Here is a 13638-nt window from a genome sequence, read left to right on the forward strand (position 1 = left end):
AGCACGCCATGTCCGTTCCTCCGGTGATTTCCAGACAGCCCGCCGACCCCGGCCTCGCCTACGACGCGTTGCGCGCGGACGCGCTGAGTGTCATCGAAACATCAGCGTCGAACAGCTGGACGGACTTCAACGAGCACGACCCCGGCGTGACCACGCTGGAACTGCTGTGCTACGCCGTGACAGAGCTCGGCTATCGCACGGCGTTTCCCGTCGCCGACCTCCTGGCCGGCCCACACGGCGCGGTCGACCTTCGTCGGCAGGCGTTGCAGCCGCCGCGGCGTATCCTTCCCGCCGCGCCGGTCACGATCAACGATTACCGCAAGCTGTTGCTGGATCGCGTGCCGGGGCTCGCCAACCTCTGGCTCGAACCGGTGAATGCGCCGCAGGCCGTCGCCGGCCTCTATGACATCGTCCTCCACGCGCCCGACGTGGAGGGATGCCGGTGCGAGGGCGCACCGCCCGATCCGCGTCTGCGTCAGGTGCTCGGCGTCTTCGTCCGCCACCGCGCGCTGTGCGAGGATATCCGCCATGTCAGGCTTCTGCAGCCGGTTCGCGCGACGCTTAGTGCCACGGCCGACATCGCCGGCCATGACGAGCCGGAGGCGATCGCCGCCGATCTCATCTACCGCGCAGGGCAGTTTCTCGCGCCGGAAATCCGCCGCAGGCCACTGGCCGATCGCCTGGCCGCCGGCCTCACCACCTCGCAAATCTTCGACGGGCCGCTGCTGCGAAACGGCTTCGTCGACGATGCCGATCTTCAGCCCCGGGGCCGGCGCATCGACATGACGCGGCTGATCCGCGCGATGGCCGAAAGCCAAGGCGTGTCCGGCATCAGCGACCTGACACTGCGGATCGGACGGCAGACTTTCGGACCGACCGACATCGTCCCCGTTGACGATACCGACATCCTCAGGCTCGACCCGACCCTCGACGCCAAGGCGTTTCCGATCCGCCTGATCCGCCACGGCCATCCTTGCCGGCTCGACGCCAACCGGGTGCGGCAGGAGCTCGCCAAGCGATGGCGCAGCCATCGCCGACCCCATCCGCTGGCGCGGGACTATCACCAGGCCTTCGCAGCGCCGCGTGGCCGCCGTCACGATCTCGCCCACTATGCCTCGATCCGCGGTCTCTATCCGGAGACCTATGGCATCGGCGTGCGCGGACTCCCGGCCGATGCATCGCCATTGCGACAGGCTCAGGCGCGGCAGCTCAAAGGCTATCTTCTGGTGTTCGAACAGTTGCTCGCCGACTATCTTGCCCAGCTCGCCCATGCGCGCGATCTGCTGTCGGCCGAGTCGCCCCTGACCCAGACCTATGCCGGCCAGTCGCTGAGCGCGGCCGTTCCCGATCTGGCAGACCTGCTTCCGACGCCGGAAGCCATCGATCGACTGCGCAGGCAAAGCGATCCCGGCGCTGCGCGGCGCAGTCGGTTTCTCGACGTGCTGCTTGCGCTCTACGCGGCCGATGCGCCGGCAGGGCAGCACACCATCGACGAACATCCCCTGGAGCGTGACGATGGTCTCGTCGCAGCCAGGCTCGACGTTCTCAATGGCGTGGCGCGGACGAGCCGCGACCGTGGTCTTGGCATCGACTATCTCGCCGAGGCAGGTAGCCGCAAGCAGGCGGGACTTGCCCGTGGTCTTTCCCATCTGCACGGCCAGCCACATACCCTTCATGTCATCGAGCACATCCTGCTGCGCCCGGCGCGCCGGCTGCGCGGCAAAGGCACCGCACCGCCGACATTCGACTACGCCTTCACCGTCAGCGTGGTGCTGCACTTTCCAGAGCCGGATCATCCCGATGACGACATCCGCCGGCAGTTCGTGGCCCTGCTGCGCGATCGCACTCCGGCCCATATCGCCTTGCGCGTCCATCAGCTGACCGCCAGCCAGATGCAATCCTTCACGCCGCACCACACCGCCTGGCGCGCCGCCCTGCGATCCCGCGATCCATGGGCGATCGTACGCAACTGTGTCCGGCTGCGCGATGCGCTGGTTGAACTTCAGAGCCGGAATGACAGCAGCAGCGCTGTCGTGACGGAAGGAGACAGGCCATCGTAACCCTGCCGCATGTCATTGGCCGCCAGCATATCGACGTCGAAATGGCGGACGACCAGGGAGCGCCCGATCTGCTCGACCGGATCGGCGAATTGAACCGCGTGCGCTTTCTGCCGACGATCGAGCGGGTGTTGACGGAGTTCGACCGCTCCGACACCGTCATTCGCATCGACGGCCTGGATCTGAAACTCGGAACGATATCAGCCGACGATCTCGATGGCGCCACGCAGCGGCTGGAGACGTCGCTGCGCGAGGCGCTTTCCGCGATCGTCTCCAGTGCGGCGATGTCCCGGACCACGACCCGGCTCATCGAGACGACCACCACGGACGCGGCCCTGCTTCAAGCCCTTGCGGGCTATCTGCGGACCGGCACCTGGCCTTACCGGCAGGGCGCTGCGGCCGATCCGATCGCGCGGCTGGTCGACCTGGTCGATCGTGATCCGGATGGCGTGCGGCGGCTGATTGTCGATGCCATGACGGATCCGGATGCAGCCGAGCGCCTCGCGCTGCAATTGACCGGCGCCGAGCTTCGCAAGCTCCTCGGCTCGATCTTTCCGGCTCGCGCGCGCGCGATGTTTCCTGCCCTTCCGGACGGTCAGCTCGACCGGGCCACTCGCCTGCGTATCGTCGCGGCCATCGCCGACGCCATCCGTCGGGATGCCGATATCATGGTGCCCCCACCGGGTCCCTTCGATACACCGTCCATGCCGGCCCTGTCGCGGTCGTTACCTGTCATCGACGAAGGACTGCCCCTCGCACATCTCGATGCCTTCCTGCAGCACGGCATGTTTCCCCACGGCAGCCCCGATGCCCTTCTGCTATCGCTGGCGGATCGGGAGCCGCTCGCCCTCATCCGGATGCTCCACCAATACGGGCGCGATCACGCCATCCTGCGAAGGCTCGCCGAAACGCTGTCGACGACGACCCTTGCTCGCCTGCTCCAGCTGCTGACGCCGGCAGCGGGCGACATCATCGTCGCTCATATGACGGACGTGCGCGGCCTGCAGCGGCAGCACCCCGTGGTCTCGCTCGCCGAGCGCAACCTCGAACGCCTGCTGTGGTTCGTGGCCCTTCGCCATGTGCTGAACGATGCGGGAACCCAGTTCAACCGCAAGACTTTCGTCGCGCACATGATCGCGGAGCTCGCGGGGGCCGAGCGCGTGAGCTATCGGGCGATGCTGGAGGTATTCGCATCAAGCCTTGCCAACCTGATGAACGCAACGATGGCGACCTCCTCGCTGGCCGTCATCATCCTGGAATTGGCTGACGCGCCCGAGCCCCATCCGCTTGACTTGCCGGATGCTGCCGTGCCGCAACCCGCTGACATGACCGAACCGGACATGCCTCCCGCGGCACGCGAGACATCGACCACGGCCTATCGCAACCTCGACCGGCTGCGCCACCTGCTGACCACCGCCACGCTGCCATGGCCGGACCTCATCGACGAGCCGACACTGACGCCGGAGCGACTGATCGACGTGCTGCGGCGTCTTCGTCCCGGCTTCGTGCTCAATGCGCTGCGCGGCGCCCGGCTCGACCCTGCTCAGGCAGCACGTGCGCTCGCGCGGCTACCGGCAACCAGCGTGGCATCGCTGCTTCAGCTGCTGCAACCTCCCGGCGCTGACCCACACACGCAGGCCGACGGCTCCGCGACCGATCAAGCCGCCCTCATCATCGCCTTGATCGACGGCCAATCCTCGCCTGGCGCGGTTCCGTCGATCCGCCCTGCCATCGATCCACAACGTCAGCCGCTGGACACCATGGCCGCCCGCCTCGCGGCCCTTGCCATCACGACCGCGGGCGGAACATGGGCGAGGAGCGAGATCGACGCCCTGCTGCAGTTGGCTGCAGACGACCCACGGATGGCCCGCCGCTTCCTCGCCAGAACGATCGCCCACGAAACGTCATGGGCTCGCCTCACGCACGCACTCGCGCCAGCCGCATTCCACGCCCTGTTGAGGGCGCTCGCTCCGGGCGCCGCGGCTACGCTCATCCGGCTCGCACCGGCCCTGGTGGCTGCAAGGCAGCGCGGGGGTGGGCCGTTCCTACTCCAGGATATCGCCTCGGCGCTGCTCGCCGAAGTCGTCCATGGCGGCACCGGGACGATCGTCGGCGCGGCATGGCTGCAACGCGTGCTCGGCCGCCTCATGGCCTCGAGCGACGCCCACGACAGAGCCAGGGTCTTGGACGATCTGCTGGCGCAATTGCCGGACGACATCGCTGCCCTCCTCGCGACCCTCCCCACCACGGACCTCCAATCGTCGTCGCGTGTACTGCCAGCGGCCGCGGACAACGAACGCTCTCCGGCGCACGCAATGGACCAGCATTCCGAAACACTGTTTCAGGCGCTCGCATCTTTTGACCTCAGCCGTGCGGTATCACGTGCCGACGCATCCGAGCTGCTGAATGAACTGACCCAGACCCTGCTGGCGCAAGCCGGTCGTGATGCCGTCCATCAACTGCTCGCGTTCCTCGTGCGCACGCCGAACGGCGCCCAACTGATCCAGCTGCTGCCCGAGCGCCAGCTCGCTCTGCTGATCATGCGCGCCCAGCCTCATGCCGGCGCCGATCTGCTTGATGCTGCCGAACTGCTGACCGAAGCCGCCGGGCAGTCCATCGGGCGCACGGTCATGTGGCAAAACCTGATCGAGACCGCCACGACGCCTGCGCACCCGTCGGCGGTCGCCGATCTGACCGAACGCCTGCTCATCGCCGCCGAACGCGGGACGCGCGATCGCGACGCCCGCGGGCCCGCCGTCGCGACCGCTGCGTTGGCTCGCACCGCCACAGGTCTCGCCCGCGCAGCCGGTCATGCCTCGCTCGGCGCCGCGCTGAATGCCAGGCTCCATCAGGTATCCTCGCCCTCTCCCCACGCGCCGGCACTGTCCACACCCGCGCGGCAGGCGGCCGCATCCCAGCATGGCCGCACGTCATTCCGCCTGAGAGCCGAAGACGATGCAGCACCGGACCCGATCTTCATCGCTAACGCCGGACTGGTCCTGACCAACCCCTTCCTGCCCCACCTGTTCGAGACTCTCGGGCTGATCACACGCGACGAGCACAAAAAACCGCGCCTGCGAGACGAGGCCGCAGCTTCGCGGGCCGTTCATCTGCTGCAATATCTGGTCGATGGCCGAACCGATACGCCGGAGCCGTTGCTGACGCTCAACAAGGCGCTATGCGGCTTGCTCGTCGCCCAGCCGATCGAGCGGGCCATCATCATGACCGATCACGAGCAGGAGGCCTGCGACATGCTGTTGCGCTCCATCCTCGCCAACTGGCCCATCCTGAGCGGGACATCGATCGCAGGCCTGCGCGAAGCCTTTCTGCAGCGCGATGGCAAGCTGATCCAGGCCGACGGCGCCTGGAGATTACAAGTCCAGCGCAAGACCCTCGACGTGCTGGTCGACCAGATCCCCTGGAGTATCGGCGTCGTGTTCCATGCCTGGATGCCGGGCCCCCTTCACGTGACGTGGTAACGCAATGACCCCTGCCCCCTCGAACGCCCACGCCATCGCCACCGAGATCGCCTGGTTCGAGCACGCCCTCGCTCGCCGCCTGCAAAGCCACGCCGAAGGCACGCCCTGCGATGTCGGCGAACTGCTGCATCCCGCGCCGGACCTGCCTGCGCCCGGCACGGCCTATGGCGACCTCGTCCGCGCTGCGGAGCTGGATCCGGCCGAGCGGCTGGTACTCGTCTTGGCACTTCTGCCGCATCTTCGGCCGGAGGCGCTCGATGCCCTGCTGATCCGCAGCGAAGCGTTGCAGCGCCGTTTCACCGAGTTCGGCGGCCGCACCACCGCCGATCAGGTCGGCGTGACCCCGACCTTGCAGACCGCCCTGTTCCTGCTCGCAGGAGACGACCTCGCCGCCCGGCTGCACTGGCTCGGGCTGTTCGCTCCTGAGCGCTCCCTGCTGGCACGGCATCTCCTGTTGCCGCCGCCATCGTCCGACGAGCCGGCGCTCACCGCACCGCTGCGCCCCGCTCCCGATGCGCTGACGCGCCTGCTCACCGGCCAGACCCGCGCCCCGATATTCAGCAGTGCGTTTCCCGCGCAACTCCTCACCACCCCTTACGAGTGGTCTGATCTGGTGCTGGAAGCGACGGCGCGATCCGAAGTCGACGACATTCTCGCCTGGCAGCAGCACGAGACCACACTGATGCGCGACTGGCAACTCGCGCGCCGGCTCAAGCCCGGCTATCGCGCGCTGTTCCACGGCCCCCCCGGCACGGGCAAGACGCTCACGGCCTGCCTGATCGGCAAGGCGACCGGTCGCCCCGTCTACCGTACCGACCTGTCGCGCGTGGTCTCGAAGTGGATCGGAGAAACGGAGAAAAATCTCGCAAACCTGTTCGAGCGCGCCGAGCACACCGGCATGATCCTGTTCTTCGACGAAGCCGACAGCCTGTTCGGCAAACGCACGGAGACACGCACCGCCAACGATCGCGCCGCCAACCAGCAGATCGCCTACCTGCTGCAGCGCATCGAGGATTTTCCGGGGCTCGTGATCCTTGCCTCCAACCTGCGGAGCAATCTCGACGAGGCATTTTCACGGCGCTTCGAAACGATCGTCACCTTCCCGCTCCCCGATTCCGAACAGCGGCTGCGGCTGTGGGAGGACAGTTTCCGTGACAAGCCCTATCGGCTCGCCACCGATGTCGACCTGAAACGACTGGCACGGGATCATGAACTTTCTGGTGGCAGCATTGTCAACGTGCTGCGTTATGCCTGTCTGAAGGCGGTGGCGCGGGATCCGCAGACAATTCTGCAAGCCGATCTCGTCGCCGGCGTCCGGCGGGAGCTGCGCAAGGACGGCAAGTTCGTAGGATAATCGAGTTTCACCAAGGGCATCACAACTCCATATCGTCGCCCTTCCTGGCAGGCTTCGAATGGCTGCGCGTGTTGTGGCTCGGCCCGTCGATGGCGGCGGTGCTGGTACTCGTCGTGCTGGTCGTGCTGGTGGTGGCGTCCGCCAGTTTTTCGTCCGTCGCGTCAGATCTGTTTGCAGCCACATGACCCGATAGCGCGGCGATCTCCTTGCCGGATAGCGCCGCGAGCGGCATCCCCTCTTTCCGATTTTTCGCCAGATAGGCCATCAGATCGTAGCCATGTTCGGTCAGCCATTTCGAAACCCGGGGATAGGACAACTGCATCTGCATGACATGGCGCAGCACCCGCTGCTTCGTTTTCGTGAAAGCCTGCTCACTGGCCTCGGTCGACGGCTGGTAGTCGAGCAGCCGCCACATGCTGGAGAGCAATGAATCGGCGATGGCCTTCTCGTCTCCCCAACTTTCCGGAAACGCCGTCCGTTTTCTCAGCGTATTCTCCATCACTTCAAGGCCTCCAGACGACTTGGCCTCGCCGTGGCCTGGGGTCCTCTCGGATGTACTGAGCGCCGTGTCGGGCAATTTGTTGCGCAGCGACAGAATGTCATCGATGATGCGCTCGACCTCCTTCTTCGCTTCCTTGGGATCGCGCAGCCGCCCCACCTGCCCCAACTCGGCCCGGCGCTCGTCGAACTGATCGGCGTAAGTGCGATGCATGTGCTCCGCACCAGGCAAGATTCTGATTCCATCGATCACGGCCTGCAGCGCCTGAGCAGCCTCGACGACAGTGCATCCGCGAACGTGCGAAAGGATCATATCTTCGAACGCGACGTAGGCCGTCAGGTGCTGGCCTTGCTTTGTCGTATTCGAGCTCGGCCGATCCACCCAGTCCGAGATACCGGAGATCTTGTCATCCTTGTCGAGGTTGAGCTTGGTCCGTTGCAGAATCATGCCGGAGGTCAAATGTTGGCTGGCCTGTTGTCCGGCGACGCCGTCGACCGACAGCGTCGCCGCAGTACCCGGCTGGGAGAAGAGCGCGCGGCGAGCCGCGCCGACAGCATCCCCGTGCCCCAGAGCCCGAGCGCCCATTACATCTGCTTCCCGCTCAAGTCCTGCCTCATCATTGACAGCGAGCCCTTTGAGCTGCAGCGTCGGTTTCACTCGCCCTTGCTTCTGCTGGACGACGTGCCAGGCCTCGTGCGGCAAATGCTTGTCCTGTCCCGGAGCAAGATGGATCTGCGTGCCCTGCGCATAGGCATGCGCCTGCACCGTAGCCGGTTGCGGCGAATTGTAGTGGACGCGCACATCATCCATGCTGAGGCCTGACAGCCTCTCGACACCCGCCTTGAGCCTTGCCGGAAGCCCGGATGAATGGGCTGCGGCAGGCGGAATTTTTCGACCAGCCGCCCTCCCGAAAACTGTCCGTGCGCTCGCGCGCATCGCTGTACCGGCCGTGTTCAATGCGCCCTGCAAGGCGATACCACCTCGGATGACTGCACGCGAATCCAGCACACGGCGCAATTGCAACAGCGCCCGCTCGCGAGACCCGGACGACAAATTTCGGAGTGCAAGATCATTCCCTCGGTCGCCGTGAACACCGGCGCGGCGGCGTCCGGTGCTGCGGTCCCCATCGGCGGCACCGCGAGCCATCTCCGCCTTAACGGACTGTTCCTGCACGAACATCGTCGCCTCCGATCATGTCCCGCGAAGCAATCACGACGTCACCACGATACCGTGGCGGGAAAGAGCTGCATCAGCAGCAACACCATTCCGGAGTAGGTCTGAAACGCCCAGCGTTCATCTCCGCGCTGAATTGCATCGACACAGCTGCGGATCGTCGCATAGAGACGCACGTAAAGTTCCTCCTCCCTCCCGCTGCGCCCGATCGCCTGTACGATCTGTGGAGACACCCGATAATACTGAGCGCAGAGTTCCCTTCCCTCGATGAAACGGCAGAGCACGCCGTCTCTGAAGGCGCGAAGAACCGTCAATTCCTCGCAATCATCAGGCAGCCCGTGCGCCCGCGTACAGGCCGTGGTGATAAAGCAGGTTGATTCGACGGGAGCAGAAGATCCGGCGGGCTTTTTGACGAACTTGAGCGGCCTTTCCATCGCGTGCTTCACGTCCGCGGCCTGGCCAACCATCGCGTTCGCCTTGTCCATCGCAGGCTTCAACTCAGCCAGTACAGCGTTGATCATTGCACGATCGTCGCCTTCGGACTCCAGAAAGCTGCGCTGCTCATCCAGGCTGAGCTTCATGTCTTTGGGGAGCTTGATTTGAAGCGCAGCGCTCAGTGCATTGTAAGATGAGGCCTCGCCGTGCAGATGCTCCGCATGATGAGTGCCGCCTGACATCGACCCCGATGGCGCGAAGGCCTCGGCAACATGAGCGGATCGCGCCTTTGCATCGCCACGCGTCCCAAGCTGCTTCAGAAAAGCGAGATTCTTTGTCGCATGTACGCCGTATTCATGGGCCAGAATTTGCAACATATCCGTTGGCTGGGAATGCTTGTGATCCCCGCGCGCCCTCTCCTCTAAAAGCTTGGCGATCTGGCCGTCATCGATGGTGATATGCGTCTCGAACGACCGGTCCTTCGTATCCCCTCCCAGGACCTGGGCCGCATTCTGGGCTGTAATTTTCGTGTCTCCATGAAAAAGTTCCGTAAGCCCGACCGCCGCCTCGCTCGTCAGGTCACCGACCTTGAAGACGAGATTGCTCTTATCGGCTTTGGCATGCCTGTACAGTTCACCCAGCACATGATCCTGCGCCAGGACGTACTCGATCCGCCGGTAGGCTTTCATCAACTCGGCATTGGCTTTGAACTTCTTCTCCAGAATAATCGCCCGCTGCAATACCGGCCCTGCGGAATGCGCCGCGGCGGGCGCGCTCTGCCGAAGTACGACGCGTTGTGTCGACGCAGATGCGGGCCATCTACCCATCTGCTCGACCGCGCCCGTCTTGGCATGTAACAAGGGCTTGATGCGGCCTTGCAGATCGGCGCGCGAAGCTGCCCTCGTATCATCCGCGCCCGTCGGCACAGGCCTGGCCTCACCTGCCAAACGGGCGCGCGCGTCGAGTGACGACCTCAGTTCGAGCAGCGACTGCACACGTGGAGTGTCATCGAGCGCGCGTCCCAGCCCATCGCGTCCCGGCGATGTCCGCGGCGCAATCGCCCTGGATGGAGCCGTGCCAGTCTCGCTGTGTCGCCCTTGACCTGCTGCCCGCTCACCTTGGCGATAATTGCCCATGGTCAAATTCTCCCGCCGCGGCGGTACGATCAACTGATTGAAAGCCGTTACAACTTATTCGTATCCGCAACAAAGTCGGCGTAGGATGCGTGCAGCTTGCTGTCGGGAATCTTGTTCTTCAAGCCTTCCAGGTGCGCCTCGCCGATCTGCACAAGGCCCGGCTTGACCAGCTTCTTGATATTCTCGACCATGAACAGCTCACGCACCGGACTGAGCGTTTGGTGCACGAAGAGCTCCTTGTCGCTGAACGTGAGCGCCTTCTGGTCGCCGCCGACAGCGGATCCTTGATCGCTGACGCCCTTGGCCGCTTGCCACGCAGCCTCGATATGTTTTTCATCGCCGTGGATTGGCGCCGCCTCGATCTTCGTCAAGCCGACCAGCGCATCCGCCCACGGATCCACTGTTGTCTTGATGAAGTCGTCGATCCTTGCGGGCACCTTCCGAAGGCTATCAGCCGTCTCAGTCCAGTTCATCAACCTGCCGTAGGGGCGACTGGCGAGCTCCTTGAGCATCTTCGGAAGGGTGTTCCATTTGTCTGTCAATGCTGCGTTCAAGGCGGTGAGATCGCCAAGACCCGCGGCCTTTTTCAAACGCTCATTGCAGGCATCCTGATAGCTCTTGAGATGGAGACATAAATTGTCGCTCTCCTCCTGTATGCGGGCCCGCTTCTGGTCCGCCAGTCCTTCGCTTGTTTTGAAGTGTGCCTGGTTATCGTTCACGTTGACCTTCAACGCGACCTGCGTGGCATAGTTCTCCGAGATCCGGGTCGTCTTTTTCAGTTCGAGCAGAGCGAACCTGAGAACCGCCACGCCAGCGAGCATATACGGATGCAGGTTCTCGAGCGGATCCGTGCCGTGATAGGGATTCGTGAAGAACACCTGCTTTTTGAGCTGGCTGTTTTCGACCGAGACCTTGTCCGTCACCTGGCTGCTGTGCTGGAAGCTCTCCGCCATCTTGCCCGCGCCCCATCCCCAGTTCTCCAGCGCGGTCTCGAATCTCGAAGCATTATGACGTTCCCCGATCACATGACGATGCGGCGTCAGGAGAGGCGCCGGCTTGCCGCTCGCCCGCGTCTTCATGTCTTCCGCTTTTTGTGCCAGATAATTATCCTGGGACGTCGTTTGGGCCTTGAGCGCGGCGTTGTCACGGATCTTCTCCGGGATATCGTCCTCTTTCGCCCAGTTGCCGCCACCCTTGAACTTGATCACTCTCTGCAGCACCCGCCGCTGAACGGCAGCCAAAGCCGCCCGCTTTGCCGCAGGGATGCGCAGCCCAAGGGCCCTGCTTCCCATCGCGTCCGCTTCGCGCTCGAGGCCGACGTCGTCGTTGACCGCGACGCCCTTCACTTGCAGCGCCGGCTTCACGCGCCCCTGCTTTTGCTGCACCACATGCCAGGCCTCGTGCGGCAAGTGGTGCTCCTGCCCCCGCGCGAGATGAATCTCCGCGCCTTGCGCATAGGCATGGGCGTGCACGGCAGCAGGCTTCGTCGAATTGTAGTGGACGCGCACATCATCCATGGCCAGGCCCGACAGGCCTTCAATACCCGCCCTGAGCCCGGCCGGAAGACCGCCGGAAGAATATTCCGTCGCGGGCGGGGTACTGCCACGACTGTCGAGCGCGCGCTGCAACGAGACATGCGACAGCACGACGGCCCTGCCATCGAGCGCGCTCCGCTGAGCCGTCAACATCTGTTCCGACGGGCCCAGAACCGAACTCGCGGTGACGGCCCCCTCGACAACCACTCCATTGCTCGGGGCGGACAGCCTGTCGACGCCGCGGCTGGCGCCGGCTTCGTCGCGCGCCGGCAACGCCTCGGCTCTGGCATAGCCACCCATCAAATGCCCCCTGCGGCGCTGGCCGGCTTTGCCACGACCGCAGATGCGGGATCGCATTCCGACAGCAAACACCGCGCCGCATCATTATCGGGTTCGTAGTCCAGAACCTTGCGCAGCACTGCGGCCGCAACGTCACGCGCACCAAGCAGATGATGGCATGCCGCAATGTTGTAGAGCGTTCCGGTATCTACGCCATAAATGGCCATGGAACGCTCGAAATAGGCCATCGCCCCGGAATAGTCGTCGATGGCATAGAGCAGAGCACCGATTCGATTGGCGAGATCGAGCTCCTCCCCAAGCGGAAAGTACATATCCCAGACGCGCTCGACCGCCGCGGCGACATCCAGGCGGACGTCTGAATCCATGGCCGGCGCCAGCTCCAGCAGGCGTGGCAAGTAACGTCCGAATTGATGGCTGTCGTACCGGCCGAGGCGCAGATAGGCGAGGATGTCCTCGACCGCCATGTGCGGAATGGTCGGACGCGCGTGCTTTGTGATGCGATAGAAGCTGTCGGGGCCGAATTCCAGCACATGGTGGCGATAGGCCAGCTGCGTCTCGGCATGCGCCGAGGCATCCTCCAGCCACAACAGGCCGACGATATCGATGCTGGCACGGTGTTCCGTCGACACCAGCGCCAGCCCGCCCGCATCGGTACAGGCCTGGACGAAGGCATGATAGTTGACCGAGAGCGAGAAGCTGCCGTGACGAACGAGGCCGGGCGGCGCGAGGCCCTCGAGTTCGGCAAGACGATGATGGCCCTTGTCCGCGGACAGCACCATGGCCCCATGAGCCGACAGGCCGGCCAGCGAGCGGATGGAGCGCAGCCCGGCGGCGGGAACCAGCACGTGGGCGTCACGCAACTGCCGCCGATAGCGGGACATCAGCTGCTGCAGCCACGGCTCCTCATACGGCGCATCCAGCTCCTCGTCGTCATAATGCACCTGCAGCCGGTCGAGCAGTTCGGCAGTGTCGAGCGCATCCGGCTCGGTATCGACCGCAAGCGAGACGCCGCAGCTGTAGACGCGTTGGTCCCTGAAGTGAAAGAGATCCTGCGGAACGCTGTCGAACAGGTAATTGGCGATCACCAGCAGCGGATGAGCGAGACTGTCCGGACCAACCACCTCGCCGCTGACCTGCAAGGTCAACGGCCCCGGCGCCATCACGTCGCAGCGGGCGATATCGAGGCGACCATCGGCAAAGAATGGCTCGAAACGGGGATGATCACGCCAGAACGAAAAATCGACATCCGCCGCATCGGTCAGGACATAGCGAAAGAGCTGTGGCCGGAGACCGGCGTCGGCGCAAAGGCTTTCCAGCCGCTTGAGGAAATGAAAAGCGAAGCGACCGGAGCCCGCTCCCAGCTCGCAGATCGTGAGCGGCTCTGGCTGCGGCGCGAGGCGTTGCCGGTCGCGCCAGAACGCCAGCGCGATTTCGGCATAGGCGTTGGCGATGGTGGGGTTGCTGGTGACGTAGTGAGGGACCTCACCCAGCCGCCAGGCATCAATGCCGCGTTCGGCAAAATAGCGCTGCTGCAGCTGCCAGATCATCGACCGGGAAAAGCGGGCCCGCTTTTCCAGCACGAACCAGCCCGGCTTGCCTGACGGCAACGCGACATCATCGGCGGCCGGAGGGGAGCCCGCCGCACGTTCGCCCGCCATCGGTTCGTCGAT

Annotated in this window: 7 protein-coding genes; 3 read left to right on the forward strand and 4 right to left on the reverse strand. The window is 64.5% G+C overall.

The genetic code is table 11. The features are described 5' to 3' along the window. The first annotated feature begins 8 nt into the window (after positions 1-8). From JQ639_RS11730 to JQ639_RS11740, 3 genes are read left to right on the forward strand one after another with little or no spacing between them, the layout of a single operon-like run. Positions 9-2060, forward strand: coding sequence for a baseplate wedge protein (locus tag JQ639_RS11730; protein WP_211966267.1), 2052 nt, complete (start codon positions 9-11; stop codon positions 2058-2060). Positions 2061-2074: 14 nt separating this feature from the next. Then, positions 2075-5536, forward strand: a complete 3462-nt coding sequence (locus tag JQ639_RS11735; protein ID WP_349644789.1) for a contractile injection system tape measure protein — start codon at positions 2075-2077, stop codon at positions 5534-5536. A 4-nt stretch (positions 5537-5540) separates the two neighbouring features. Then, the gene (locus JQ639_RS11740) at positions 5541-6890 is read left to right on the forward strand and encodes an ATP-binding protein (protein ID WP_211966269.1); all 1350 of its coding nucleotides are present in this window, start codon (positions 5541-5543) and stop codon (positions 6888-6890) included. Between the two features lie 19 nt (positions 6891-6909). On the opposite strand, the gene JQ639_RS11745 is transcribed toward JQ639_RS11740, so the two are convergent. Genes JQ639_RS11745 through JQ639_RS11760 form a run of 4 tightly spaced genes read right to left on the reverse strand, consistent with a single transcriptional unit; the run spans position 6910 to position 13626 of the window. After that, positions 6910-8568, reverse strand: a complete 1659-nt coding sequence (locus JQ639_RS11745) for an eCIS core domain-containing protein (protein WP_211966270.1) — start codon at positions 8566-8568, stop codon at positions 6910-6912. A gap of 38 nt (positions 8569-8606) precedes the next feature. Then, positions 8607-10133, reverse strand: a complete 1527-nt coding sequence (locus JQ639_RS11750; protein WP_211966271.1) for a CFI-box-CTERM domain-containing protein — start codon at positions 10131-10133, stop codon at positions 8607-8609. Positions 10134-10180: 47 nt separating this feature from the next. Then, the gene (locus tag JQ639_RS11755; RefSeq protein ID WP_211966272.1) at positions 10181-11968 is read right to left on the reverse strand and encodes an eCIS core domain-containing protein; all 1788 of its coding nucleotides are present in this window, start codon (positions 11966-11968) and stop codon (positions 10181-10183) included. Then, entirely contained in the window at positions 11968-13626 is a 1659-nt protein-coding gene (locus JQ639_RS11760; RefSeq protein WP_211966273.1) for a hypothetical protein, read from the reverse strand. The genes JQ639_RS11755 and JQ639_RS11760 overlap by 1 nt, the downstream gene beginning before the upstream one ends. Positions 13627-13638 lie beyond the last annotated feature (12 nt).

The organism is Bradyrhizobium sp. U87765 SZCCT0048, assembly GCF_018131225.1.
Lineage (GTDB): Bacteria > Pseudomonadota > Alphaproteobacteria > Rhizobiales > Xanthobacteraceae > Bradyrhizobium_A.

Excerpts from the sequence above, each read along its gene's own strand:
- JQ639_RS11730 (WP_211966267.1), top strand. The coding sequence starts at position 9 with ATGTCCGTTCCTCCGGTGATTTCCAGACAGCCCGCCGACCCCGGCCTC.
- JQ639_RS11740 (WP_211966269.1), top strand. The coding sequence starts at position 5,541 with ATGACCCCTGCCCCCTCGAACGCCCACGCCATCGCCACCGAGATCGCC.
- JQ639_RS11745 (WP_211966270.1), bottom strand. The coding sequence starts at position 8,568 with ATGTTCGTGCAGGAACAGTCCGTTAAGGCGGAGATGGCTCGCGGTGCC.
- JQ639_RS11750 (WP_211966271.1), bottom strand. The coding sequence starts at position 10,133 with ATGGGCAATTATCGCCAAGGTGAGCGGGCAGCAGGTCAAGGGCGACAC.
- JQ639_RS11755 (WP_211966272.1), bottom strand. The coding sequence starts at position 11,968 with ATGGGTGGCTATGCCAGAGCCGAGGCGTTGCCGGCGCGCGACGAAGCC.
- JQ639_RS11760 (WP_211966273.1), bottom strand. The coding sequence starts at position 13,626 with ATGGCGGGCGAACGTGCGGCGGGCTCCCCTCCGGCCGCCGATGATGTC.